We start from the raw sequence: 23089 nt of genomic DNA on the forward strand, positions 1-23089 counted from the left end.
GAGAAAGGGGAAACAAAAGGTATGGACGATTTCATCAACAAAAACGGGATTGAGGCTTTTAGGGCAATCCTGATGAAAGCGGCAAACAGTAATATCAAATCACTCGTGTCAAGTGATAGCGGTTCACAGGCTAAAGCTAAGAAACCGCCTACACCGCGCGAAACTGCCGCGCTAATAGCCGAACAGTACGGGCATCAGTGGAAGTACGACAACGAACAAAAGGAATGGCGGGTCTACTCCGGCAAGCACTGGGAAAAAGTAGAGATAGGCAACTTCGAGACTCTACTGATGACAGTGGTTGACGCCAAAAACATCGCTTACAGCGGTGATGCTTACTTGACTGACGTGCTCAAACTCCTGACTAAACTGCTGAGGGAAAAACACTGGGGAGGGGCTGACCGCCGTCGGTTTATCAATTTCAGCAACTGCGTTCTCGACGGCAACAGCGGCAAAACACGCGAACATCAACCGGGCGATCGCTTCACTTCCTACCTGCCTTTTGAACACAAGCCGCTAGCGGGCGATACAAGCGACGCACTGCAAGCGTTAGAGACAAACTGCCCGAACATCAGCGCCTGGATGCGGACGGCGATGAGGGGCGATGCCAAGAAAATATTTAAGTTGCTGGCAATCATCAACGGTTGCTTGCGCTTCGGGTTCCACGACTGGCAGCAGTTCGTGCATTTAATTGGTGCTCCGGGTTCCGGCAAAGGTACGTTTGCCCGGTTAATGGAGAAAGTTGTGGGCAAGGACAATACTCAACCTTGCAGTCTCGAAAGCTTGAAAGATGGCTCAACCCTAGCGAGCATCATTGACAAACAATTGGTGGTGTTTGGCGACGAACGGAAGCCCGTAGGCGTTGAATCCATCCTCCGGCTAACTGGTGGCGATAGCGTCAACTATCGGGAAGTGTACCGACCTGCTGCTAACGCCTACTTTTACGGGCAGCTGCTCATCTGTAGCAATGACCCAATATTCATGGGTAACACCACCGGGTTAGAGCGGCGTTTGTGCCTAGTGGAGTTTAACAATCCTATCCCGAAAGCCTTACGCAATTCCGAGATGGAAGCTAGCTTTGACAGCGAGATAGCGTCGCTAATTGCGATCGCTTTGGCAATGCCTAGTAGCGAGGTAGCGCAAGCGATAAAAGGTATCGGCGACGCCGAAATTGCCGACTTTAAGGCTGCTGAGTGGGACATGAAGGTACGGATGGACAGCCTCGCCGCGTTCTTCGAGATGGAGCTAATCGTCGAGGACGGCGCACAAGTCCGTGCGGGCGATCTGTTCGACAGTTACAAAGATTTTTGTGAGGAAATTAAAAAGCCTGCGATGAGCCTGACAACTTTTTCCCCGGGTCTGGAGAAGCTTTGCACCGAACTGCACCTGCCAGTCGTTCGCGATCGGAGCGGTCGGCACGTCACTTTTGTCGGTTTAAGGTTGAGGGGTAAAAATGACTATCACCCCACCTACTCCCAACAACTAGCAGCGCTTTGCAGGACTTCTGACAGTAATAGCAGCACTTCTGCAGGACTTAGTGCAGGACTTCCGCCCATACAGGATATAGCTTTGCAGGACTTGCAGGACTTAACCTCAAACATTTTTGAAGATTGTGAATCCGACCGAGAACAGGACGAGACTGGACAGGGCATTCAAGAAAAGATAGAGGAAAAAGAAATTACCCCTATAAGTCCTGCAAGTCCTGCAAACCCCTTATCTAGTAAGGCTTTAAGTCCTGCATCAAGTGGTGTACAAAGTCCTGCAAGCCCCCCTATAAGTCCTGCAAGCATCGGGGCGAACCATAAAGAATTCAAGGTTAATGACCGCGTGGTAATTGTTGACCGTGGGTTGCACCACGAACAGAAAGGTAAGATAGTCGAAGTTTGGTACGGCAGTAGCGAGATAGACTACAAAATCGAACTCGACAAAAAATCCCATTCCCAGGAAAATGTCACCGTCACCGTCCCACACACATTGGGCTTCCCTATCTTGATGAAGCTGTAGCAAGTAACCTCGGTACTAGCATACGGCCCCTATAGAATTAATTCACTTGTGTCAGGTGATTCAGTCCTTGACAAAACAAAAGCAACCGTGTCGAGCTGTTAACAGTAAATCACGTGACACAAGTGACATGACTAAAAACATCAATGACGCTAGCTTAGCCAACCTCAAGCACTACGAGGGGAAATGGAAGCACGGACAAACCCGCACCATCCGAGTGCCGATCGCTCTAGCCGATCGGGTGCTAGCACTAGCCAGACAGCTAGATAGCAGAGAATCGCTTGACACAAGTGATGTACCTGACGCTGCCACCTTACTTAATCACTTGAAAGCCAAGCGCAAAAAGTCCAAGTGCGACCTAGCGGACGTAGAAGCGATTTTGGATATGTTGGGCGGTTCGTTGTCTTAAAGTATTTTCTGGCGTAGCCGCCCCACTTGGGCGGCTTGACTAAAAAGGACTAAAAAATGAACCAACAAGAAAACTAGAGTCACATCATGCACATAGCGTGAATGAAGCGATCGCGCTTCCGTGCCAGGAGTCAAAACCAGATTACTGGGTGCAAGTGCTTTCTCGCAAGGATATGATAGAGCGCGGGTTCAGCGCTTACAAGCTCGATAGTATGCCCTACGGCGACGCCGTGCGGGACGGGTACGGTGAACTGTGGTGGAAAGAGGCGATTGACAAGGGTAACGAAAATTTACGCCCTCTGGGGTCACGTGCAGATACTGTGTGGTGTCGCTAGAAGATTGATAGAAGAGTTCGCTTGTAACCGAGTACCGGGTAGGGGACACTAGAGCAGGTGAACAGGCAGTAGCAGGGGTTCAAAAGCCCCTAAAATGACTGTTTTGCTAGACGAGTGATAGAAATAAGGTTAGAAAAGGCTGAAAGTGTTGGAAAATCGTTAAATAGTGTTACCTTAACTGAGAAAGATCTAAAGTCGAAAATCTATGACCAAATTTGTGTTTGTGACCGGCGGCGTGGTTTCCAGTATCGGCAAGGGAATTGTGGCTTCTTCCCTCGGCCGCTTATTGAAGTCGCGAGACTACTCTGTCTCGATTTTGAAGCTAGACCCCTATATTAACGTTGACCCCGGTACTCTCAGCCCGTTTCAGCACGGAGAAGTCTTCGTCACCGAAGACGGTGCGGAAACTGACCTGGATTTGGGGCACTACGAGCGTTTTACCGATACTTCCATGTCTCGCCTCAACAGCGTCACCACGGGTTCCATTTATCAAGCCGTGATTAATAAAGAACGCCGCGGCGAGTATCAGGGGAGCACGGTACAGGTGATTCCCCACATCACTAACGAGATTAAAGAGCGAATTTTTCGTGTAGCAAAAAACACCAATCCTGATGTGGTGATTACGGAAATCGGCGGAACGGTGGGAGATATTGAATCTTTGCCGTTTTTGGAGGCAATTCGCCAGTTTCGCAAGGCTGTCGGGCGGCAAAATGTTGTGTATATGCACGTGACGCTGATACCTTGGATTCCTTCGGCGGGAGAGATGAAAACTAAACCGACTCAGCACTCGGTTAAGGAATTGCGGTCGATCGGCATTCAACCAGATATTTTAGTCTGTCGGTGCGATCGGCCTTTACCTTTGGGCCTGAAACAAAAGTTGTCGGAATTCTGCAACGTGCCCGAAGAATGCGTCATCACGGCTCAAGATGCCAAAAGTATCTACGAAGTGCCGCTGATGATGGAGCAGGAAGGTCTGGCGGAACAAACCATCAATTTGCTGCAACTCGAACAGCGGCAGCCCGATTTGACTCAGTGGGAAACCTTAGTCAAGCGGCTTTACAGCCCCAACCACAAGATTGATATTGCTTTGGTTGGCAAATACGTGCGCTTGAACGATGCTTATCTTTCGGTGGTGGAAGCTTTGCGGCACGCAGCGATCTCGATCGGCTCAGACCTAAATTTGCACTGGATTAACTCAGAAGATTTAGAATCGGGAAACCTCGAAAATTATCTCAAAGATATCAACGGCATTGTTGTGCCCGGAGGTTTTGGAATTCGGGGAGTTGACGGCAAAATAGCGGCGATCGAATATGCCAAACACCATAAAATACCCTTTTTGGGATTGTGTTTGGGGATGCAGTGTGCTGTGATTGAATGGGCGCGCCACACCGCCCAACTAAAGGATGCCAACAGCGCTGAATTTAACCCGGATACGGCAAATCCGGTAATTAATTTATTGCCGGAACAGCAAGATGTAGTCGATTTGGGCGGTACAATGCGACTGGGTTTGTATCCGTGCCGCGTCAACCCAGACACCCTGGCTTTCAAACTTTATCAAAAAGAAGTGATTTACGAGCGGCACCGCCACCGCTACGAATTTAACAACGCCTACCGCAATCTTTTCTTAGAATCAGGTTATGCAGTCTCCGGGACATCCCCTGACGGCCGACTGGTAGAAATGATCGAATTGCCGAACCATCCCTTTTTCATAGCCAGTCAATTTCACCCCGAATTCCAATCTCGACCTAGCGCCCCCCACCCGTTGTTTAAGGGGTTTATCCAGGCCGCCAGCACCCCGGAAAAGCAGGATGTTTTAGAAGCTGAGGCTCGCGACTTGGTGGCGGGGAAACTTGCCGGAAGCTGATCTTATCTCATGTGCGATCGATTAGTTCTGATATATTAGATGTCTGTGGGGGCGGGTGAATACACGCACTATTCAAATCGGGCAGACAATCTCTGTACAAAACCCGCCCAACCCAACAATCGGATTTGATTCGGGTCGCACTTACCAGACATGATATCGGGGAGCATTCTCAACTACTGAAAAACTTCACCTCCCGACCCTAGCTTACAGGGGTTGGGGGGCTAGTACCCGAAGCCAGAAGCCAGAAGGCAGAAGGCAGAAGGTAAAAATTGCGGATCTTTTTACTTAACTTTTTACCTAAGATTTCCAGGTGATACCAGTTTCACAAAAGAATGCAACTGTAGGTGAGATCCAAACCCCGATAGTCATCTGTCATTCCCAATTCTCAATTCCCAATTCCCAATTCCCAATTCCCAATTCCCAAATCTAAAATCTAAAATCTAAAATCTAAAATGGTATGAGTTGTCAAACTATCCTAAAATACCAGGAAACGCAGGTTTGAGGAGGTTTTGTGGCTTACTGGAGTAAATTTACTTATGAGAAAAGTACATACATAATTGATCTTGACACTATTAGTGCTTTTTCTAGCGAACTGGATAACAAGCGTATCACATTTTGGCTGCCTAACAGCAGTCAGCCGATTATCCTCAATCCCCAAGGGAATTATGAGGCTTACAAGCAAATTCTCGAATACATCAAAAAAACGATCGAGCGCAATTCTAAAGGTTCGTGGATTAAAATTAATTACGATCGCAAGGAATTTGCGATCGATCTGAGTCGAATTAGCTCTTTTGCTTGCGAACAGAACGGTCGGTTAATCAGCTTTTGCCTGCCTGACAGCGCCACTAATATTATTATCATGCGCGAAGGCAACTCGGACACTTATCAAAAAATTCAGGAATACATTAAAAATATGACTGGGCACTCTCTGCCATGAAGAAGGAAGTTCGGCAACGGATTATGTAACGGATTTAACGGATGGATATTGAGGGGAGAAGGGAGACTATTTTTAGTCACTGGCAACATTCATTTTAATTGTTTTTTGTGGTAAGGTGCTTATGGCGCACGCTAAGTTTAGAGATGAAAAGAGCGCAGTCAAAGGTGCTGCACAGTTAATTTTTCATCACTATTGAGCGACTTGCCAAGCTAGTTTTGCTGCGCCTACCATGCCTGCTTGATTTCCCAATTCAGCAACCAATAACTGCAAACCTTCCCGAGAACTCGGCAGCACCCGCTGCTCAATTTCGGCTCGAACTGTTGGTAAGAAAAATTCTGCACCTGCACTAATTCCGCCCCCTATAATAATAGCTTCCGGCGTTAAAATATAAATAATACTTGCTAAACCGATACCGAGATAGCGCCCGTAATTTTGCCAGTATTCTAAAGCTTTGGCATCTCCCGACTTAGCTAGATTGGCTAATTCTAGGGGTTCTAAACCAGTTTCGCGGCGAATTGCTTGCACCGAAACGTACTGTTCTAAGGAACCGCGATTGCCGCTTTTGCACTCCGGGCCGTCGGGATTTATGGCAATTAATCCGAGTTCTCCGGCGGCGCCTTGATGACCTGAAAATAGTTTGCCATCTAGGATAACTGCACCGCCGACTCCTGTACCTAATGTTAGTAAGATGAGGTTTTTAAAGTGCTTTCCTGCACCTAACCAAGCTTCTCCCAATCCGGCACAGTTGGCGTCATTTGCTAATATTGTCGGCAGTCCGGTTTTCGCTTCCAACCAGTCAGCTAGGGGGACGTTGTGCCAGTTTTTGAGGTTAATTGCGACTCTGGCTATTCTGCCGGCTGCGTCTGCGGGGCCTGGTGTGCCAATGCCGATCGCCCGTATTCGATCCCCCCCCAGCCCCCCCTTAAGAAGGGGGGGAGTTTGAAGTTCAACCCCCTTAAGAAGGGGGGGAGTTTGAAGTTGTAAAATAGCATCGGCGATCGCGGCTAAGACGGCTTCTGGTGTAGCGGGTTGAGGAGTTGGTACTGTTAAGGATTGGTGACAAATGCCATCTTCGCTAAATCTGCCGAGTTTAATTGCAGTGCCGCCTAAGTCGATGCCGATTACTTGTGCCATTACGAATTAAGTTTGTAGTGAGGACTGAGCGTCCTCTTTCGTCTTATTTGAGTGTGTGAAAATTAGCGACGGATGCGGCGCTTAATTGATAAGAATATCATGCCGATCGCCACAGGGATGACGTTAATTGCTACAATGCAGCAAATTTGACAGCGAGTAGTTGTTTCATGCCAGGACTTTTGGACTCCGCCAGCAAGCGGCGCAATAAATCCCTGGCATCTTGCTGCAATCTTTGAGCTTCAGCGGTTTGTCCAGAACTTCGATAAGCTTCGATTAAGTCTTGTAAAACCTCTAGATGTCCTTCAGGAAAGGCATCTTGAGTAAGAGTTTGGAGGGCTAGATTGTAACTCTCGATGGCTTCGGAGAGTAACTCGGTAAAGCTGCCTGTATTGCTTTGCCATCGGCGATAGTGAACCGAGCCAATTTCCCGATGCAATCTGCCCCATCCTTCCGGTGCTGTGTCTTTGTCAACATACTTCAACCCTTCTTGATAACTTGTCAATTCTCCTTGATAGCCGCGCTGATTCAAGGCAGGATTTTGGATTGCTATGGCAGAGGTGAAGGGAGACAGGCTTTCTGGCGTTTTTACTTTACCAGCAGCATTACCTCGACCGATCCAAGATTCCCAGTTGTCCTGTTTAAGAGTAATAGCACTGTCAAAAGATGCGATCGCCTTTTTAAATTCTCCTAAATCACTTTGCGCTACGCCTCGGTTGTTGATAGCTTCGTAGCAGTCTGGTTTGAGAGTAATAGCACTGTCAAAAGATGCGATCGCCTTTTCACTTTCTCCTAAACAACTTTGCGCTACGCCTCGGTTGCTGAAAGCTTCGTGGTAGTCTGGTTTGAAAGCAATTGCCTGGTTGTAAGATGCGATCGCCTTTTCAAATTCTCCTAAATTATACTGCGCTAAGCCTCGATTCAGGAAAGCTTCGTGGTAGTCTGGTTTGAGAGCAATTGCCTGGTTGTAAGATGCGATCGCCTTTTCAATTTCTCCTAAATTACTTTGCGCTACGCCTCGGTTGTTGATAGCTTCGTGGTAGTCTGGTTTGAGAGCAATTGCCTGGTTGTAAGATGCAATCGCCTTTTCAAATTCTCCTAAATTACTCTGCGCTGCGCCTCGGTTGTTGATAGCTTCGTGGTAGTCTGGTTTGAGAGCAATTGCCTGGTTGTAAGATGCGATCGCCTTTTCAAATTCTCCTAAACCACTTTGCGCAGCGCCTCGGAAGTAAAAAGCTTCGTGGCGGTCTGGTTTGAGAGCAATTGCCTGGTTGTAAGATGCGATCGCCTTTTCAAATTCTCCTAAACAACTTTGCGCAGCGCCTCGGAAGTAAAAAGCTTCGTGGTCATCTGGTTTGAGAGCAATTACCTGGTTGTAAGATGCGATCGCCTTTTCAAATTCTCCTAAACAACTTTGCGCTAAGCCTCGGGAGGAGAAAGCTTCGTGGTAGTCTGGTTTGAGAGCAATTACCTGGTTGTAAGATGCGATCGCCTTTTCACTTTCTCCTAAATTACTTTGCGCTAGGCCTCGCAAGTAAAAAGCTTCGTGGTCATCTGGTTTGAAAGCAATTGCCTGGTTGTAAGATGCGATCGCTTCTTCAAATTCTCCTAAATTACTTTGCGCTAGGCCTCGCAAGTAGAAAGCTTCGTGGTCATCTGGTTTGAAAGCAATTGCCTGGTTGTAAGATGCGATCGCCTCTTCAAACCTGTCTAAATGAAAAAGTGCAGCGCCCCGACCATTCCAGGCTTCGTGGTAATCTGGTTTGAATTCTAAGGCTTTGTCGTAAGATGCGATCGCCTCTTCAAACCTGTCTAAATGAAAAAGTGCAGCGCCCCGATTTCTCCAAGCTTCGTGGTAATCTGGTTTGATTTCTAACGCTTTGTCGCAGGAGGATCTCGCCTCTTCAAACCTGTCTAAATGAAAAAGTGCAGCGCCCCGAATCTTCCAGGCTTCGTGGTAATCTGGTTTGATTTCTAACGCTTTGTCGGAGGAGGATCTCGCACCTAAAAAATCTCCTTCGTCAAACTGCTCATTCGCTCGATCGAACCAAACTTTCGCCTCTAAATTAACTTCCGATTCATCCTCCGCACCATCTCCACCGCTGCGATTCCCATTCCCAGAACCACCCAAACCATCCCCAACAAACACCGCCTCAATCACATTCCCATACCCACCATCATCCTCAACCACCGGCAGCGGAAATCGCGTCAAAATCTCCCGCCCAATATCCCCCGCCACCTCCGACAATTCCCCGCTGCGAATTCTCCCCAACAATTCCAGCCTGCGCCCCAATTCCTGAAGCGATGCCACCGCATCCGTAGGGGCGGTGTCCCCGTGCGTGCCCTCCTCAAACAATCGACTGCCAAACCGTCGCAACCAAGCCGCCAATTCACCATCTTTCAGGCGTTTTGCGATTAAGAATCCCGCGACATCCCCTCGACTCCAGCCGGCATTCACCCCTTCCAGGATTTCCATGAATTTCGACTCGTATTCCGCGTCTGTTAGAGTGGGGCCCGGCGGCGGCGGTGGCGCAGGTGGGGGTGCGGTTCCCAATAGGCGCTGGATTAGTCGTTTGAGGAATTGCCAAATTTTGTTTAGCATTTGTCGGGTTGGGATGGGTTGTTTCTATTTTATACCAATGCGGACAGGTTTGTCGGTATCTGCGATGGAAGAGGGGCGGGTGTTTGAGTATCTGGGATGGGTGGGGGCGGGTTTATGAATTCTGCTATTTGATGATATAAATTTCGGCGAACCCGCCCCTACCAATCTTGGTATTTTAGATGTATTATTTTATTATCAAATACCGTAGGGGCGGGTTCGCCAACCATCTATAATTCCCATCCCAAATATTGATAAACCCGCCCCCACCCAACCAACCAACCCATATTACCAAATACCGTAGATAGAGTAGGGTGCGTCAGTTTTAGTTTTATCGTTAATAATTGAGTTTTTCTCGACTGACGCACCCTACAATTTGAATTATCTCGATCGCATCACTCTACTTTAATAGCGGATAATACAGTTCTCCAGTAGAGTTGATATAACCCGCCCGATCGCCCGCCGAGTTTCCCGTCCCCATAAACACGTCAACTCTGCCCGCGCCTTTAATTGCACCGCCCGTATCCTGATCCAAAACATACCGATTTACGGCATTTTGTTCGAGTTTTCCCGCCGCATTGGGATAGGGCAATTTCGTGCTAATTAATGCTAGGGCCCCCGGCGGCATTAAAGCTTTGTCGGTGGCGATCGACCTTTCGGCAGTTACAGGCACTCCAATGCTGCCAGTAGCAGGTGCTCCGTTGGTGTCCTGGAAGAAGACAAAGCTTTGATTCTTCGGCAAATACTTGTCCATATCTTCGGGAAAATTCTTGAAATATTCCGTTAGTTTTGGCAATGTTAGCTGGTCTAAAGTAAACTTGCCGTCCTTAACTAATTCTCGCCCGACACCTGTATAACTCTGACTGGTTTTCCCCGCGAAACCGACTGTCATCACGCCGCCGTCTGCTAACTGCAACTTCGCGGAACCTTGGACGTGCACGAGAAATGCTTGGAATCGATCGCGCAACCAAACTAATTCTAATCCCCGCAACAATCCTTTGCTTGCCTGCAAAGCATCCGCACCTTCCAAATCCAATCTAGTCGGGTGAGGTTTCGGCCAAGAACCGAGGTTGGGCGGCACCCTGTACAAGGGGTAACGGTATTCGGAATTAGGCGTGCGAGATGCTGCATAAGTCGGCTCGAAATAACCCGTAAATGCTACTGTTCCTTTGCCGTCTTTGCCCGTGGATTTGTAAAACACAAATTCCCGCTTGACAGATTGCTGGAGTTGCGCTGGTGTAGTAGAATTGACAACTAATTGGCGGAAGCGATCGAGCGATCGCCGAACTCGATCGCGCGTAACTCCTGCTACTGGATAGCGGCTGTAAGCGCTAGCAGCGGCCGATGTATCGAGATAGCCGAGGCTGTGGTCGATCGACCTTAACAGCAGTTGCTTGTCCCCGGGCTTGCCATTTTCGCCCCAGATTTGAGCGTCAAAAGCGATCGACTCCAACTCGCTCGGTTCTAATTGATTTATACTAATTGGTTGCAGCGCCGGAACTGCAATCGCGGGTACCCCCAAGGCGATCGCCAAAACACAACAGGCGATCGCCAATAGCTGATAGCGAAAAATCTTGCTCAACTTCCAAATTTCCCTAATCTATTGATAATTTTCCCGATCGATCATTCATCGTAGCGATCGATGCTAGAAGTAAATACCGGTTCTACGCGAATTCCGAGAATGCTGGCCGGCCGAACTACCATGTATTCGCCTTGAATATTTTTGATCGGGACATTAACAAATTCTGACGAATCTTGTTTGGGAACCAGAGTTTTATACCACTGTTGAAAATCTTGCAGCGTTGAAAAACGGATTTCTTCGCGGTGGCCGCCCTCAAGCAGCAGGTGCACGGAATATTCGCTGGGTGTTCTAGGCATATGTGTATTTTAGATTTTTGATTTTAAGCTTTTGGAACGATTCCATATTTTACCTGATACTCGGCGCATTCCCTCATCTAGTAGGTTGGAGAGGGGGAGATGGGGAGATGGGGAGAGGGGGAGAGGGGGAGAGGGGGAGAGTAGGCTAGGTTGTATGTCAATGGGAACTTACAAGCGTTGCAATCGGCAAAACTTTTAGGCTGCGCCGACTAAACTTTCAGGACAATCTAAAATCCCAAATCCAAAATCTTAAATCGATTGACGGCGGCCCCCCATTGCGGCTACGCTGTGGAATTAAGGCTGCAAGAGATCAAAGAGGAAGCAGCCCGCGTCGCCCGAAAATCTAGTTGCACTGCCCATTGCTGCGCCAACAGCAATAGACAGCTCACCGCCAAACTGAGTACAGCAGTCTGGAGGCTAACCGAGAATTTTAACACTCTCTGTAGCCGCCCTGCTCTGTGTTACCGTGCGGGGCGGCTGGGTTTTTGGGTTTTCCTCACAAGAAAAACCAAAAACTAGGAGACCATATTATGTCACAGGAATTCATCCCTGAGGATAACTCATTGGATCGTCCAAATGACGGCTCAACAGTATCCGAACAAGAAGTCGTGCAGATAACGGTTATCGGTTCCCCCGCAGCCGTGTCAGAAACCATCCACACCTTGTACCGACTGGGATTTGCCGCCGTCGGCGATTGGAGTCCCCCGCAGCGAGGCCCAAAGCCGGGACAAGTTATCAGTGTACTGATTCGCCGATCGTCCCGCAAACCCTAAAAATCGGCTGAAATACCGCGCCGGACACTGCACCGTCCCCTTCGTCGTGTCAACAATCGCCTGAAACCGTCGATCGATCTCGTTCATAGCCGAGACCCGAACCCCCTAAATCCCCCTTAAAAAGACCCACTTTGAGCGCTTCTTGTCCCACCCCCTACTCCCCTTGGTTCGGGGGAGTAGGGGGCAAGCTAAGGGGGGATCGGGCCTGGGCTATAAACCAGAGATACAAAGGTTTTCGGGCGACTGTTGACACGCCTTGGACACGGCTCTTGGAGTGTCCCTACCGCGATCGATCGCAGGCCAAACAAAGATTGTGTATATTACAGCACGATTTGACCGCAACACTTAAAATAGTCTGGATTTAGCGATCGACTGCACCCTTTTCGCATCAATATTTCTCCTTCGCTGGCGGTGTCTGTCAGCCGGAGTCGCGAGGTTCCGCTTCCAAAATGCTGATAATAGTGCACAATTTCAAATTAACAACAAAACTTGCACTGTTTTGAGTAAGCTTTTGGTGGAACAGCTCAGAGAGCCTGTTTCTAAGAGTGATGCAAAATATCAAATTTATCATCAATCCTGTCCAATTACCAATTACGAACCTATGCCCCGCCGCCAAGACTTAAAAAAGATTCTCCTGATTGGTTCCGGCCCAATTGTTATCGGCCAAGCGTGCGAGTTCGACTATTCGGGGACACAAGCTTGCAAAGCTTTGCGAGAAGAAGGTTATGAAGTAGTGCTGGTGAATTCCAACCCTGCAACGATTATGACCGATCCGGAAACTGCCGATCGCATTTACATCGAACCTCTAACGCCGGCCATCCTCGCACAAATCATCGCTAAAGAAAGACCACAAGCAATTTTACCGACAATGGGCGGTCAAACGGCACTAAATTTAGCCGTTGCCGTCGCTAAAAATGGCGTTCTGGAAAAGTACAATGTAGAATTGATTGGCGCTAAATTGCCAGCAATTGAAATGGCAGAAGACCGACTGTTATTTAAGGAAGCGATGGCGCGAATTGGTGTCGCCGTTTGTCCTTCGGGAATTGCCAACAATCTCGACGAAGCCAAAGCAATCGGCCACCAAATCGGCAGTTACCCGTTAATTATTCGTCCTGCTTTTACAATGGGCGGCACGGGAGGCGGCATTTCTTACAATCAAGAAGAGTTTGAAGAAATGGCCCAGGGCGGGATTGACGCCAGTCCAGTATCGCAAATTTTGATCGAACAATCTTTGATCGGTTGGAAAGAGTACGAACTGGAAGTGATGCGGGATTTGGCAGATAATGTGGTGATTATTTGTTCGATCGAGAATCTCGACCCGATGGGCGTCCACACTGGCGATTCGATCACCGTCGCGCCGGCGCAAACTCTCACCGACAAAGAATATCAGCGCCTGCGGGATGCTTCGGTGAAAATCATCCGCGAAATCGGAGTAGAAACCGGCGGTTCTAACATTCAATTTGCGGTGAATCCAGTCAACGGCGATTTCATTGTAATTGAAATGAATCCCCGGGTTTCTCGTTCCTCAGCTTTGGCCTCGAAAGCAACCGGTTTCCCCATTGCAAAAATGGCTGCCAAACTAGCGGTAGGTTACACCCTAGACGAAATTTCCAACGATATCACCAAGAAAACTCCGGCGTCTTTTGAGCCGACAATTGACTACGTGGTGACGAAGATTCCCCGATTTGCTTTTGAAAAGTTCCCCGGTTCCGAACCGACTCTGACAACGCAAATGAAGTCAGTAGGAGAGGTAATGGCGATCGGGCGCAGCTTCAACGAATCTTTCCAAAAAGCGCTGCGGGGATTGGAAACAGGCCGCGCGGGTTTCGGGTGCGACAAGCCGGAAAAATTGCCGAGTTTGGAACAAATTCGCGCCGGATTGCGCACGCCAAATCCCGATCGCATTTTTACAGTCCGCCACGCGATGATGATGGGAATGTCGGTGGAAGAAGTCTTCGAGCTCACAGCAATTGACCCTTGGTTTTTGGATAAAATGCAGGAATTGCTGGACGCCGAGAAGTTCTTGAAACGGACTGCGCTCAAGCAGTTGACAAAAGAGACAATGTTTGAAGTAAAGCAGTTGGGATTTAGCGATCGCCAAATTGCTTACGCCACCAAAACATCGGAAGATGAAGTCCGCGCCTACCGCAAACAGTTGGGCGTAGTGCCGATTTACAAAACAGTTGATACCTGTGCCGCCGAGTTTGAAGCGCTGACACCATATTACTATTCCACCTACGAAGTGGGAGCAGCAATTTGGGAATTGGGCGATGAAGAAAAGAAAGTTTCGCCAGTCGGTCACAGTCTCGCCCCAGAGTCGGAAGTTTTGCCTTCTACTAAGCGCAAAGTGATGATTTTAGGCGGCGGGCCGAACCGCATCGGACAGGGGATTGAGTTTGATTACTGTTGCTGTCACGCTTCCTATTCCCTAGGGGAGGACGGGTTTGAGACAATTATGGTTAACTCGAACCCGGAAACGGTTTCGACAGATTACGATACGAGCGATCGCCTGTATTTTGAACCGCTAACAAAAGAGGATGTTCTCAACATCATCGAGGCGGAAAATCCCGAGGGAATAATCATTCAATTTGGCGGACAAACGCCGCTAAAATTGGCGCTACCTTTACAAAAAGCCCTGGAAAATCATCCTGACGTACAAACGAAAATCTGGGGAACTTCGCCGGATTCGATCGATACTGCGGAAGACAGGGAGCGATTTGAAAAGATTCTGCGGGTGTTGAATATTCAGCAAGCTGCTAACGGTTTGGCGCGCAGTTATCAGGATGCTTTGATCGTAGCTCAACGCATCGGTTATCCGGTGGTGGTGCGGCCGAGTTACGTGTTGGGCGGGCGAGCAATGGAAATTGTTTATTCCGATACGGAATTGGAACGTTACATGACTTATGCGGTGCTGGTAGAACCGGAGCATCCGATTTTAATTGACAAGTTCTTGGAAAATGCGATCGAGGTCGATGTAGATGCGATCGCCGATACGACTGGCAATGTCACGATCGGCGGTATTATGGAACACATCGAAGAAGCGGGCATCCACTCCGGCGACTCGGCTTGTTCCATCCCTTACCAAACGCTTCCCGATGCAGCTTTAGCAACAATCCGCCGCCAGACAGTGGAACTAGCAAAAGCCTTGAAAGTCATCGGGTTGATGAACATTCAATTTGCTGTTCAAGGCGAGGAAGTTTACATTTTGGAAGCTAACCCGCGCGCTTCTCGCACAGTACCTTTCGTGTCAAAGGCGATCGGGGTTCCGCTAGCAAAAATGGCGTCCCGAGTCATGTCCGGCAAAACTCTAGAAGCTTTGGGTTTTACTAAAGAGATTGTACCAATTCACGTTTCTGTGAAAGAGGCCGTGCTACCCTTTGCTAAGTTCCCGGGAACTGATACTTTGTTAGGGCCGGAAATGCGATCGACTGGCGAAGTCATGGGAATTGACACAGATTTTGGCAAAGCATTTGCCAAAGCTCAACTCGGCGCCGGCCAAGTAATGCCGCTGTCGGGAGTCGTGTTGGTTTCGATGCGCGATCGCGATAAACTAGCCGTTGTACCGGTTGTCAAAGAATTCTTAGAACTGGGTTTCAAAGTAGTAGCAACCCACGGGACACGGAAAGTTTTGCAAGAGCAAGGTTTAGACGTAGATTTGGAATTGAAACTGCACGAAGGGCGGCCGAATTTGTTGGATTCAATCAAAAATGAGAAAATTCAACTAATTATTACCACACCTTCCGGCGAAGAATCCCGCGCCGACGGCATCTTTATCCGCCGCACAGCTTTGACTTACAAAATCCCGATTATTACCACAATAGCCGGTGCTAAGGCCACAGCAGCGGGAATTCGATCGCTCAAATCTCACCCGATGGAAGTGAAAGCAATTCAAGACTATTACCCGCAAGCGTAGGGTGCGCCTCGGTGTACATTGGTGTTAACAAACAGCTTAAATGTAGTACCAGTCTGCGGTTCGATCCTGATGCCACAGATCCCCCCTAGCCCCCCTTTTTAAGGGGGGGACAAGAGCGTCAAAGCCCCCTTTGTTGGGGGGACAAGAGCGTCAAAGTCCCCTTGTTAAGGGGGAAACCGTCCACTTTTCAAAGTCGACCCCTACTCCCCTTCTTAAGGGGGATTTAGGGGGATCGAGACTTTGCTATAAACGTAGAGAACTGATGGCGCACCTTACTCAAACGCACCATCCCAAAACCTAATCTGAATGAGAATCCAAAGCACCGCTAGACAGCATCAACCTCGGCCAAACCAACAAGAAAAATCCCATCCAAGCCAATAAAGGAATCGCGACTAAAACAGTTATCCAAATAGTTTTTAGCAAAAACCAACTACCAGAAATTAGAGTTGTCCCTGTCAAAAGAATCGACCAAGGCTGACACCACCAAGGTTTGTAATCCCAAGCACTAATAGTTTTTTTTTCAGAACCAGATTTCATATTTGCAGTAATTTTGTATAGATTGACGATCGGGTTATCTAAAGCAAACCAATTTAAACATTCATCACCTGTTCGGCTGTCAGCGTTAATTCTGGAAAAGTCCGCGATACAATTCGATCGCTGCCCTTAAACGCAGTTGTTTGATAGTTACCGCCTGCATCCAAAAGGTGGACAAATATAGTTGGAACTTTGGGATTCCCCAGAAATTCCCTACTGCCAATTGCTAAATAATCGACAATCCAATACTCAGGAATTCCGAGGCGCTGATACTCGTCCAATTTATCAATGTAATCGTCCTCCCAATTTGTTGATGTTACTTCGACTGCCAATTGAATTGGTTCTCGCAAAGCAGCATAAGCAGAACGGTTCGATCGCCACAAATCGCGATCGATTACACTGACATCAGGTCTCCTCCCTTGTTCTACTCCAACTTTATTTACAGTTCTGATAACGGCTGTAATGTTGACTACATAATTCAAATTCAGTCGCCGAATTTCATCATTGAAGCCAAATAACATGAAATTAGCAACATCATAATGATTTCTTGTGGCATTCATCTCTACAATTTCTCCATTTACCAGTTCATAGAGTCCATCTTCTGGACATTCTACAAGAAATTGGTCAAAGGTGATTTTTTGTGTGACTGTTGCAATCATAAGATTTACCCTTATTTTGCAGGAATACTATTAGTCTATACTAGCACAGACAGGAATAAATTTGTTTTTTTGACCGCAGATGAACGCGGATGAGCGCGGATGAACAAAAGATCGTAGCGTAGCGGGGCTCCATCCATCGCCCTTCTGATATTTGACACTGAATATTTGATGCTGATATTTCACTGAAATGGTAAAATGCGATCGCCCTAGCAAGTTGCACTTAAATATGTTACTGAGTTGATACAGTAAAGTGACAATGCTAAAAACCGAGCCACTCCAAGGTCAACCCCGAACCATGAGACTAGACGAAGCCGTAGAATTTGCCGAAAACCCAGAGCCGCGGTGTCCCTGCGTCCTCCTGCTGGACACCTCCGGCTCCATGCAAGGTGCACCCATAGATGCCTTGAATGAGGGGCTGGAAGTTTTTAGGAATGACTTAATTAAAGATGAACTAGCTAAAAAGCGAGTCGAAGTCGCGATTATTTCATTTGACAATAATATCAAAGTCGTGCAAGACTTCGTGACCGCCGATCAGTTCGAGACGCCGCTGCTGACTGCTCAAGGACAAACCCACATGGGCGGAGGCATTCAGCTAGCACTAGATACCATTGCCGCCCGCAAATCCGAATACCGCAACAACGGCATTACCTATTACCGCCCGTGGGTATTTATGATTACCGACGGCGAACCTCAAGGCGAATCAGATGATGTTGTGTCCACAGCCGCACAGCGGATTAAAGAGGAAGAAACTAACAAGCGCGTGGCATTTTTTGCTGTCGGAGTGGAAGGTGCTAATATCGCGCGTCTGGCGGAAATAGTCGAGCGCACTCCTGTAAAATTGAGAGGATTAGATTTTCGAGAGATGTTCATCTGGCTGTCGGCTAGTATGCAGAGAGTTTCTCATTCAAAAATTGACGAACAAGTAGCATTGCCGCCACCCGGATGGGGAACTGTTTAGTCAGTTGACAGTTGACAGTTGACAGTTGACAGTTGACAGTTGGCAATAGTCATTGGTGATTACTCATTGGTAAGGTGCGAAGTGCTTGCAATGAATTGGGAGAATCTCAATTTTGCTTTAAGAGTGCTGTCCCCACTCGCTTGGTTATAGAAGCGAGCGGGGACAGCACTACAGAAAAATGCTTTTTACAACAATGAGATGCTCCCAATAAATTTCCATAGTTTTGAATTTACGAAGTTTTGAATACAAGAGTTATTAATGGAGAATTCATCTTTTAATTGGCAAGTTGTAGCGGCATCGGTGACTGGTACGAGCCACGAAAAACGATCGCAGCCCTGTCAAGATTCCCACTGCTGGCGCGTCTTGTCTAACGGTGTTTTGGTAGCAGCAGTGGCTGACGGCGCGGGTTCGGCTGCACTCGCAGAAGTTGGGGCAAAAATTGCTGTGGAAGCGGTTGTAGAAACGATTTGTCAAGAGGATTTGCAGCCGGAAAGTGATGAGGAATGGCAGGTATTTTTCACAGCTTCTCTGCAAGTCGCGCGGGCTGCTGTGGAAGCAGAAGCGGCTGTGCGGGAAACGGCGGCGAGAGATTTAGCTTGCACTTTAATTGCGGTTGTTGCGACGCCGGAATTAATCGCAGTTGCTCAAATCGGCGACGGTGCGGCGGTGGCGGGCGATAGTGCGGGAAATGCGATCGCCCTGACTGTACCTCCCTGCGGCGAATATATCAATGAAACCGTGTTTTTGATTTCGCCAAATGCGATCGAAACAGCGCAATTTCAGGTAGTGCGGGAACCGCTGCGGCACTTGGCGGTTTTTTCCGACGGCTTGCAAATGCTCGCTCTCAAAATCCCAGAAGGCACGCCGCACGGGCCGTTTTTTGCGCCTTTGTTTCGGTTTTCGGGCGAGTGGAAAGAAGAGGAAGATGCAAAAGAGCAGTTAGAGTCGTTTTTGCGATCGCCCCGCGTTTGCGAACGCACCGATGATGACTTAACTTTATTGCTAGCAACTTTTTCGAGTAATGGCTAATCTGTTCAAATCCACTTATAAAAGCCGGATAAAAAATTATGAGATCTCAACGAATTAGTGCCTTCTACTTGTTGCAAGCAACATTTGCTGTTGTGGGAGCTGTATACCCAGCTCTGTTGACGATCAATTCTCCCCATTTGATATGGCTCGTGCTGAATACTTTTGGCCGAGATGGAATGCTGAATACGTTGGGCATAACTACATCTGAACTCGATTCAGCAACTGTTCCTTTGAATATTATCTACTTGTTGGTAGCAGTTCCTTTCTTGTGGGGAGCTACTACTTTCTACACTTATCGAATTTTGACAAAAAATCAAGTAACTGTGAGGGATGCTTGCACTCAAGCAACAAGAAGATTGCTACCACTCATTTTGGTTAATTTCCTGTCTGTGGTGCTGCTATTGGCTTGGGCAGGCCTTATTGTCTGGCTCCAGCAGTCTTTGGGTTTTCTAGGATTAATGATAATAATTCCTGGGTTGTATGTGTTATACCGCTTAATATTTTCATCTTATGCTACTGTCATTGATAACTGTTCAGTCCTGGGCAGCTTTAATAGCAGTTGGCAATTAACTAAAGGGTGCTGGGGGTTGGTATTTCGCTCGAGTTTACTGATAATTTTTGTGTTTTATATGACAGCCATATTGATTCCTGAATTTATCGGTTCAAGATTGGGGAATGCGCTAGCATCTCAGCTTATGACTAATCTACTCGGATTTATAGCCGGAATGTTGATGAATGTTTATTTTGTTTTATTGTACAAGGGTCTGCGGTAATCGGCAGCAACTATTCAATAGACATCTCCTCAAATAAAGTTAAAGGATGCAGGATACCGACTCCACAGCAATTGTTCGAGATGTTTAACGAGAGGCGAAAATTTTGCACAGTTCTATAATAAAATCGAGGTGTCAACAATTCTGGTTTAGTCTGTACAGTAGGTCGTCACTTGCAAGCACAAGAGATTAAGGATAAGCTCAACTCCCTAATTAGCGCAGCAGATCGAATAGATCCGAGTTTGGCGAGAAGATTGGATGAAATCAATCGCTGGGTGAAAGATGTTAAACCCGGTTCGCTAACTGCTAAAAAATTTGTGATGGCTTTTTTGCTGCAGCTTATCCGAGATTCTCAGGTTTGGCTGGCGGTTCAATCTCTACCTTCGGAAAGAGAACAGCAAGCGGCGTTTGAGTTAATGAATCCGGGGGAAAGGTATTGGTACAGCTATTTATTTCCTAAATGGCTGAGCGAAAACGATCGCAAATTTTACATCTGGAAACAAAAACTCAAGGCCGGTAAATTCGATCCGGCTGATGATATAGTGATTCGTGCGATCGCCGCCCGGATTGTCGAACGCCAAGGCAGCGTTTTGTATCGCTATGTAGCCGATCTTTCTATGGCTACCGATTCGATCGTGAGCAGCCGCCAACAGCAGCCCCTCTGCATTCAAGTTACTACTCTTTCCGATGAGTTTTCTCAAGAAAAATATCAAAATTGGCAACAAACTCTTCAAGATTGGGGGATTGACAGAGGACTATTTTTAAGTTATGATACAAAAGATGCAAATTTCCTGAACCAGTTAGTTAACATTGCATTATATAATAGTGATAATTTGCCCGCAGGTCGTTACCTCAAATTCCCGTAAATTAACCAGATCTGCTGAGAATAGTTCGACTGCTAAAAACTCGGTGAAGAAATTTTGAATAACTCGCATATTGCACAATTCTCGACAATGGCAAAAACCTAACTCTCAGCCCGCTTCCGGGAAAAGGGAAGGCTACGCCAAAATCTTTCCTCCCATTTTCTATTTTCGAGAGGGATTTGGGAGACTGCGGTAACAGGCATAGGTGTAAATTTAAGGTCAAACGTAGTACCGATCTCCTGTTTGATTATTAGGCCCTAGATCTCCCTGGCACCCCCCTTCAAAAGGGGGGGAAAAGAGTATTTTATTGCCTCAACCCCTACTCCCCTTCTTAAGGGGGATTGAGGGGGATCGAGACTGGGGTATAAACTAGAAATACAAAGGTTTTCAGGTGATTTTTGGCACGAGGAACGGCAACAGGCGATCGATAGGAATGCTAAGCAACGGGAAGATTTACAGAAACAATCAATCAGAGTAAAATAACTAGCAACTCGGTATAAATTGAAGAGAGATTTGATTGAAGCGCGGTGAAGTTGTTGGAAATAAAATCAAATTACATCAAAATCAATACTATGACATTACAAGGTACAAGCACCGTTGAAAATAACTTGCAAAAAGTCTTGGAAGAACTGGAAGCAGCCAGAAAAATGCAGGATGATTGGATGAATTACGGGGTGGATTTTGTGGATTTGTATGTGGAAGATGCTGGGGGTGATTGGTTGGAAAAGTGGGTAAAGTGTGAAGAAGAATTAGAACAGATAAAAATTCAACAGGTAGTAGATGTTGAAGCAGTCAAAGTAGCGATCGACCTGGAGGACTTTGGGCAAACCCAACTGCTGGAAATCGCCTTGACTAGCCCGAACTATACCAGCGATTTGGGCGATCGCCCAAACCATTCTCCCGCAGGACAATCCGTGAAGCACCAACGGCTGTCACTCCTAGGCGGAGCGATTTTCGCTGCTGTTGTTACCGATTACCTGTACCGCGAATATCCCCACCTCGATGCGGAGGCGATCTCAACCTTAAAAAGTGGTTTAGCAGACCAGAAAAAACTTGCAGAATTTGCACAAAATTTTAAATTGAACGAACTCTGCCGGCGCAGCGAACTCGGGAAAGAAACAGACAAAAGCGAGTACAATAAATTTTTGTCCCAGAGTTTTGAGGCTTTGTTTGGCGCGATTTACTTGGAGTTCGACCGCAATTTTTCTCGTGCGGGCAATTGGCTGATCCAGCAGTCGATTGAAACAACTGTCGGCGAACACCTAGATCGAACTCAGCAGCCGGAAAGCGCGCCGGAAAACGAGCGAAAACGGCGGGAAATCCTGGGTGCGGATATTCTAGAGGCGATCGCGATCGACTATTTGTACAACCGCTTTCCCGAACGCAACGCCAGCGGGTTAACTCGCTGGAAAAATCTGTTAGCCGCCAAAGAGATTTTTCCCAAAGACTTTAAGGCAAAACTAGGCAGTCATTACCTGGAATTGCAGAGCAATTTCTCGCGTACCCGCGACTGGTTGGTGGATAACTTTATCAAAACCGCAGTTGACGAACTCCTAGAAGAAACCCACACTCAACCCGAATATCTGATTGACAGTGCCAACCCGGAATCGCTGCCAGAATTGGTCAGCCGGATTGCAGACAAAAAGTGGAAAAATGAATTTTTGAGAGTCGCCAGCATTTTGCAACCGGCTGACGAACTTGTGCTGCTGATGCAAGAAAAAATTGACAGTATGACTGCTAAAAATGAAACTTTGCAGCAGTTGCTAATCTGGGCAAATCAAAAGTCGGTGTCAGTGGAAAGGAATTTCAATGCGGCCCAAATCCGCGCTTTTTATGTTGCCTTAGTTTGCGTCCTAGATTTGACTTTGACTCGCGTCCTCGATCCGAGTGTGGAGTTTGATAAATCGAAAGTGCGCAAGTTGCGTAATTCTTTGGCAAAAGCTCGAAAAAATGTGGAAGGTGCGGATGTTAGCGGGCTTTTGAAACAGGCTTTTGACGACGATGTGGCGGGGATATTGGTTTGCATCTTCGGCCTGGATATTGAACCAGAACTCAAACAACTGCTAAAACAATTTCAGAGTGAGATGCCGGATTTGCAACACTGGAAAAAGTGGCGCAAAGAGTGCGGCAAAACTTGGTTGGCAAAATTTAAGAGCGCGATCGGCTACAATCGAGATTGCCGCCCCCAACAAAAAACTTTGCTGAAACAGTATTATCACGCCCAAAGCTTGCTGGTGGAATGCCTCAACAGCGATAATTGTCAGGTGACACCGGCCGTCCGACAAAAAATTGAGGATACCATGTTATTGTCCGTGGATTTGAAGTTGCTTCACGTCTAATATTCTGTCCGATCGAACAACCACAATCCAATTAGTTCGATCGTTCGGACTTCAGTCCTCAAATGAGAGAGGACTGAAGTCCGAACGATCGAACCTTATAA

18 protein-coding genes are annotated in these 23089 nt (G+C 47.4%); 12 read left to right on the plus strand and 6 right to left on the minus strand.

Annotation, left to right across the window (positions count from 1 at the left end):
- The 5 genes from QUB63_RS23490 to QUB63_RS23510 all read left to right on the plus strand — a co-directional run.
- Positions 1–2001: DNA primase family protein (locus QUB63_RS23490; protein WP_332947738.1), on the plus strand; the 2001-nt coding region annotated here is incomplete at its 5' end.
- A 127-nt stretch (positions 2002–2128) separates the two neighbouring features.
- Entirely contained in the window at positions 2129–2407 is a 279-nt protein-coding gene (locus QUB63_RS23495) for a hypothetical protein (protein ID WP_332947739.1), read from the plus strand.
- 97 nt (positions 2408–2504) lie between these two features.
- On the plus strand, positions 2505–2741 hold the full coding sequence (locus QUB63_RS23500) for a hypothetical protein (protein ID WP_332947740.1): 237 nt from the start codon (positions 2505–2507) through the stop codon (positions 2739–2741).
- 205 nt (positions 2742–2946) lie between these two features.
- Positions 2947–4605 (plus strand): CTP synthase, encoded by a 1659-nt coding sequence (locus QUB63_RS23505; protein ID WP_332947741.1) that lies wholly within the window; start codon positions 2947–2949, stop codon positions 4603–4605.
- Between the two features lie 511 nt (positions 4606–5116).
- Positions 5117–5542, plus strand: coding sequence for a hypothetical protein (locus QUB63_RS23510; protein ID WP_332947742.1), 426 nt, complete (start codon positions 5117–5119; stop codon positions 5540–5542).
- A 189-nt stretch (positions 5543–5731) separates the two neighbouring features.
- Here the strand turns inward: QUB63_RS23510 and QUB63_RS23515 are convergent, their stop codons facing one another.
- The 4 genes from QUB63_RS23515 to QUB63_RS23530 form a co-directional block, all read right to left on the minus strand.
- On the minus strand, positions 5732–6676 hold the full coding sequence (locus QUB63_RS23515; RefSeq protein WP_332947743.1) for an ROK family protein: 945 nt from the start codon (positions 6674–6676) through the stop codon (positions 5732–5734).
- Positions 6677–6806: 130 nt separating this feature from the next.
- Positions 6807–9275 (minus strand): tetratricopeptide repeat protein, encoded by a 2469-nt coding sequence (locus QUB63_RS23520; protein ID WP_332947744.1) that lies wholly within the window; start codon positions 9273–9275, stop codon positions 6807–6809.
- 397 nt (positions 9276–9672) lie between these two features.
- On the minus strand, positions 9673–10854 hold the full coding sequence (gene mltA / locus QUB63_RS23525) for a murein transglycosylase A (RefSeq protein WP_332947745.1): 1182 nt from the start codon (positions 10852–10854) through the stop codon (positions 9673–9675).
- A gap of 41 nt (positions 10855–10895) precedes the next feature.
- The gene (locus QUB63_RS23530; RefSeq protein ID WP_332947746.1) at positions 10896–11150 is read right to left on the minus strand and encodes a hypothetical protein; all 255 of its coding nucleotides are present in this window, start codon (positions 11148–11150) and stop codon (positions 10896–10898) included.
- A 563-nt stretch (positions 11151–11713) separates the two neighbouring features.
- Between QUB63_RS23530 and QUB63_RS23535 the strand changes: the two genes are divergently transcribed.
- Together QUB63_RS23535 and carB are read left to right on the plus strand one after the other, a co-directional pair.
- On the plus strand, positions 11714–11923 hold the full coding sequence (locus QUB63_RS23535; protein ID WP_442921845.1) for a hypothetical protein: 210 nt from the start codon (positions 11714–11716) through the stop codon (positions 11921–11923).
- A 601-nt stretch (positions 11924–12524) separates the two neighbouring features.
- On the plus strand, positions 12525–15836 hold the full coding sequence (carB, locus tag QUB63_RS23540) for a carbamoyl-phosphate synthase large subunit (protein WP_332947836.1): 3312 nt from the start codon (positions 12525–12527) through the stop codon (positions 15834–15836).
- Between the two features lie 297 nt (positions 15837–16133).
- Here carB and QUB63_RS23545 read toward each other — a convergent pair whose 3' ends face one another.
- Together QUB63_RS23545 and QUB63_RS23550 are read right to left on the minus strand one after the other, a co-directional pair.
- Positions 16134–16373 carry a DUF6737 family protein gene (locus QUB63_RS23545; RefSeq protein ID WP_332947748.1) on the minus strand — a complete coding sequence of 80 codons (240 nt, stop codon included), beginning with the start codon at positions 16371–16373 and terminating at the stop codon, positions 16134–16136.
- A gap of 53 nt (positions 16374–16426) precedes the next feature.
- Positions 16427–17029 (minus strand): Uma2 family endonuclease, encoded by a 603-nt coding sequence (locus QUB63_RS23550; RefSeq protein ID WP_332947749.1) that lies wholly within the window; start codon positions 17027–17029, stop codon positions 16427–16429.
- A gap of 295 nt (positions 17030–17324) precedes the next feature.
- Between QUB63_RS23550 and QUB63_RS23555 the strand changes: the two genes are divergently transcribed.
- From QUB63_RS23555 to QUB63_RS23575, 5 genes are all read left to right on the plus strand, one after another.
- The gene (locus QUB63_RS23555) at positions 17325–17987 is read left to right on the plus strand and encodes a vWA domain-containing protein (protein WP_332947750.1); all 663 of its coding nucleotides are present in this window, start codon (positions 17325–17327) and stop codon (positions 17985–17987) included.
- Between the two features lie 258 nt (positions 17988–18245).
- A complete protein-coding gene (locus tag QUB63_RS23560) occupies positions 18246–19016 on the plus strand; it encodes a PP2C family serine/threonine-protein phosphatase (RefSeq protein ID WP_332947751.1) in 771 nt (256 codons plus the stop codon).
- A gap of 38 nt (positions 19017–19054) precedes the next feature.
- The gene (locus QUB63_RS23565) at positions 19055–19789 is read left to right on the plus strand and encodes a hypothetical protein (RefSeq protein ID WP_332947752.1); all 735 of its coding nucleotides are present in this window, start codon (positions 19055–19057) and stop codon (positions 19787–19789) included.
- Positions 19790–19959: 170 nt separating this feature from the next.
- Positions 19960–20652, plus strand: a complete 693-nt coding sequence (locus tag QUB63_RS23570; RefSeq protein ID WP_332947753.1) for a hypothetical protein — start codon at positions 19960–19962, stop codon at positions 20650–20652.
- A 569-nt stretch (positions 20653–21221) separates the two neighbouring features.
- Positions 21222–22988 carry a ribonuclease III domain-containing protein gene (locus QUB63_RS23575; protein WP_332947754.1) on the plus strand — a complete coding sequence of 589 codons (1767 nt, stop codon included), beginning with the start codon at positions 21222–21224 and terminating at the stop codon, positions 22986–22988.
- The last annotated feature ends 101 nt before the right edge of the window (positions 22989–23089 follow it).

The sequence above is a fragment of the Microcoleus sp. ARI1-B5 genome (genome assembly GCF_036705795.1).
Taxonomy (GTDB): Bacteria; Cyanobacteriota; Cyanobacteriia; order Cyanobacteriales; family Microcoleaceae; genus Microcoleus.

Excerpts from the sequence above, each read along its gene's own strand:
- QUB63_RS23495 (WP_332947739.1), top strand. The coding sequence starts at position 2,129 with ATGACTAAAAACATCAATGACGCTAGCTTAGCCAACCTCAAGCACTAC.
- QUB63_RS23505 (WP_332947741.1), top strand. The coding sequence starts at position 2,947 with ATGACCAAATTTGTGTTTGTGACCGGCGGCGTGGTTTCCAGTATCGGC.
- QUB63_RS23515 (WP_332947743.1), bottom strand. The coding sequence starts at position 6,676 with ATGGCACAAGTAATCGGCATCGACTTAGGCGGCACTGCAATTAAACTC.
- QUB63_RS23520 (WP_332947744.1), bottom strand. The coding sequence starts at position 9,275 with ATGCTAAACAAAATTTGGCAATTCCTCAAACGACTAATCCAGCGCCTA.
- QUB63_RS23530 (WP_332947746.1), bottom strand. The coding sequence starts at position 11,150 with ATGCCTAGAACACCCAGCGAATATTCCGTGCACCTGCTGCTTGAGGGC.
- carB (WP_332947836.1), top strand. The coding sequence starts at position 12,525 with ATGCCCCGCCGCCAAGACTTAAAAAAGATTCTCCTGATTGGTTCCGGC.
- QUB63_RS23545 (WP_332947748.1), bottom strand. The coding sequence starts at position 16,373 with ATGAAATCTGGTTCTGAAAAAAAAACTATTAGTGCTTGGGATTACAAA.
- QUB63_RS23550 (WP_332947749.1), bottom strand. The coding sequence starts at position 17,029 with ATGATTGCAACAGTCACACAAAAAATCACCTTTGACCAATTTCTTGTA.
- QUB63_RS23555 (WP_332947750.1), top strand. The coding sequence starts at position 17,325 with ATGAGACTAGACGAAGCCGTAGAATTTGCCGAAAACCCAGAGCCGCGG.
- QUB63_RS23560 (WP_332947751.1), top strand. The coding sequence starts at position 18,246 with ATGGAGAATTCATCTTTTAATTGGCAAGTTGTAGCGGCATCGGTGACT.
- QUB63_RS23565 (WP_332947752.1), top strand. The coding sequence starts at position 19,055 with ATGAGATCTCAACGAATTAGTGCCTTCTACTTGTTGCAAGCAACATTT.
- QUB63_RS23575 (WP_332947754.1), top strand. The coding sequence starts at position 21,222 with ATGACATTACAAGGTACAAGCACCGTTGAAAATAACTTGCAAAAAGTC.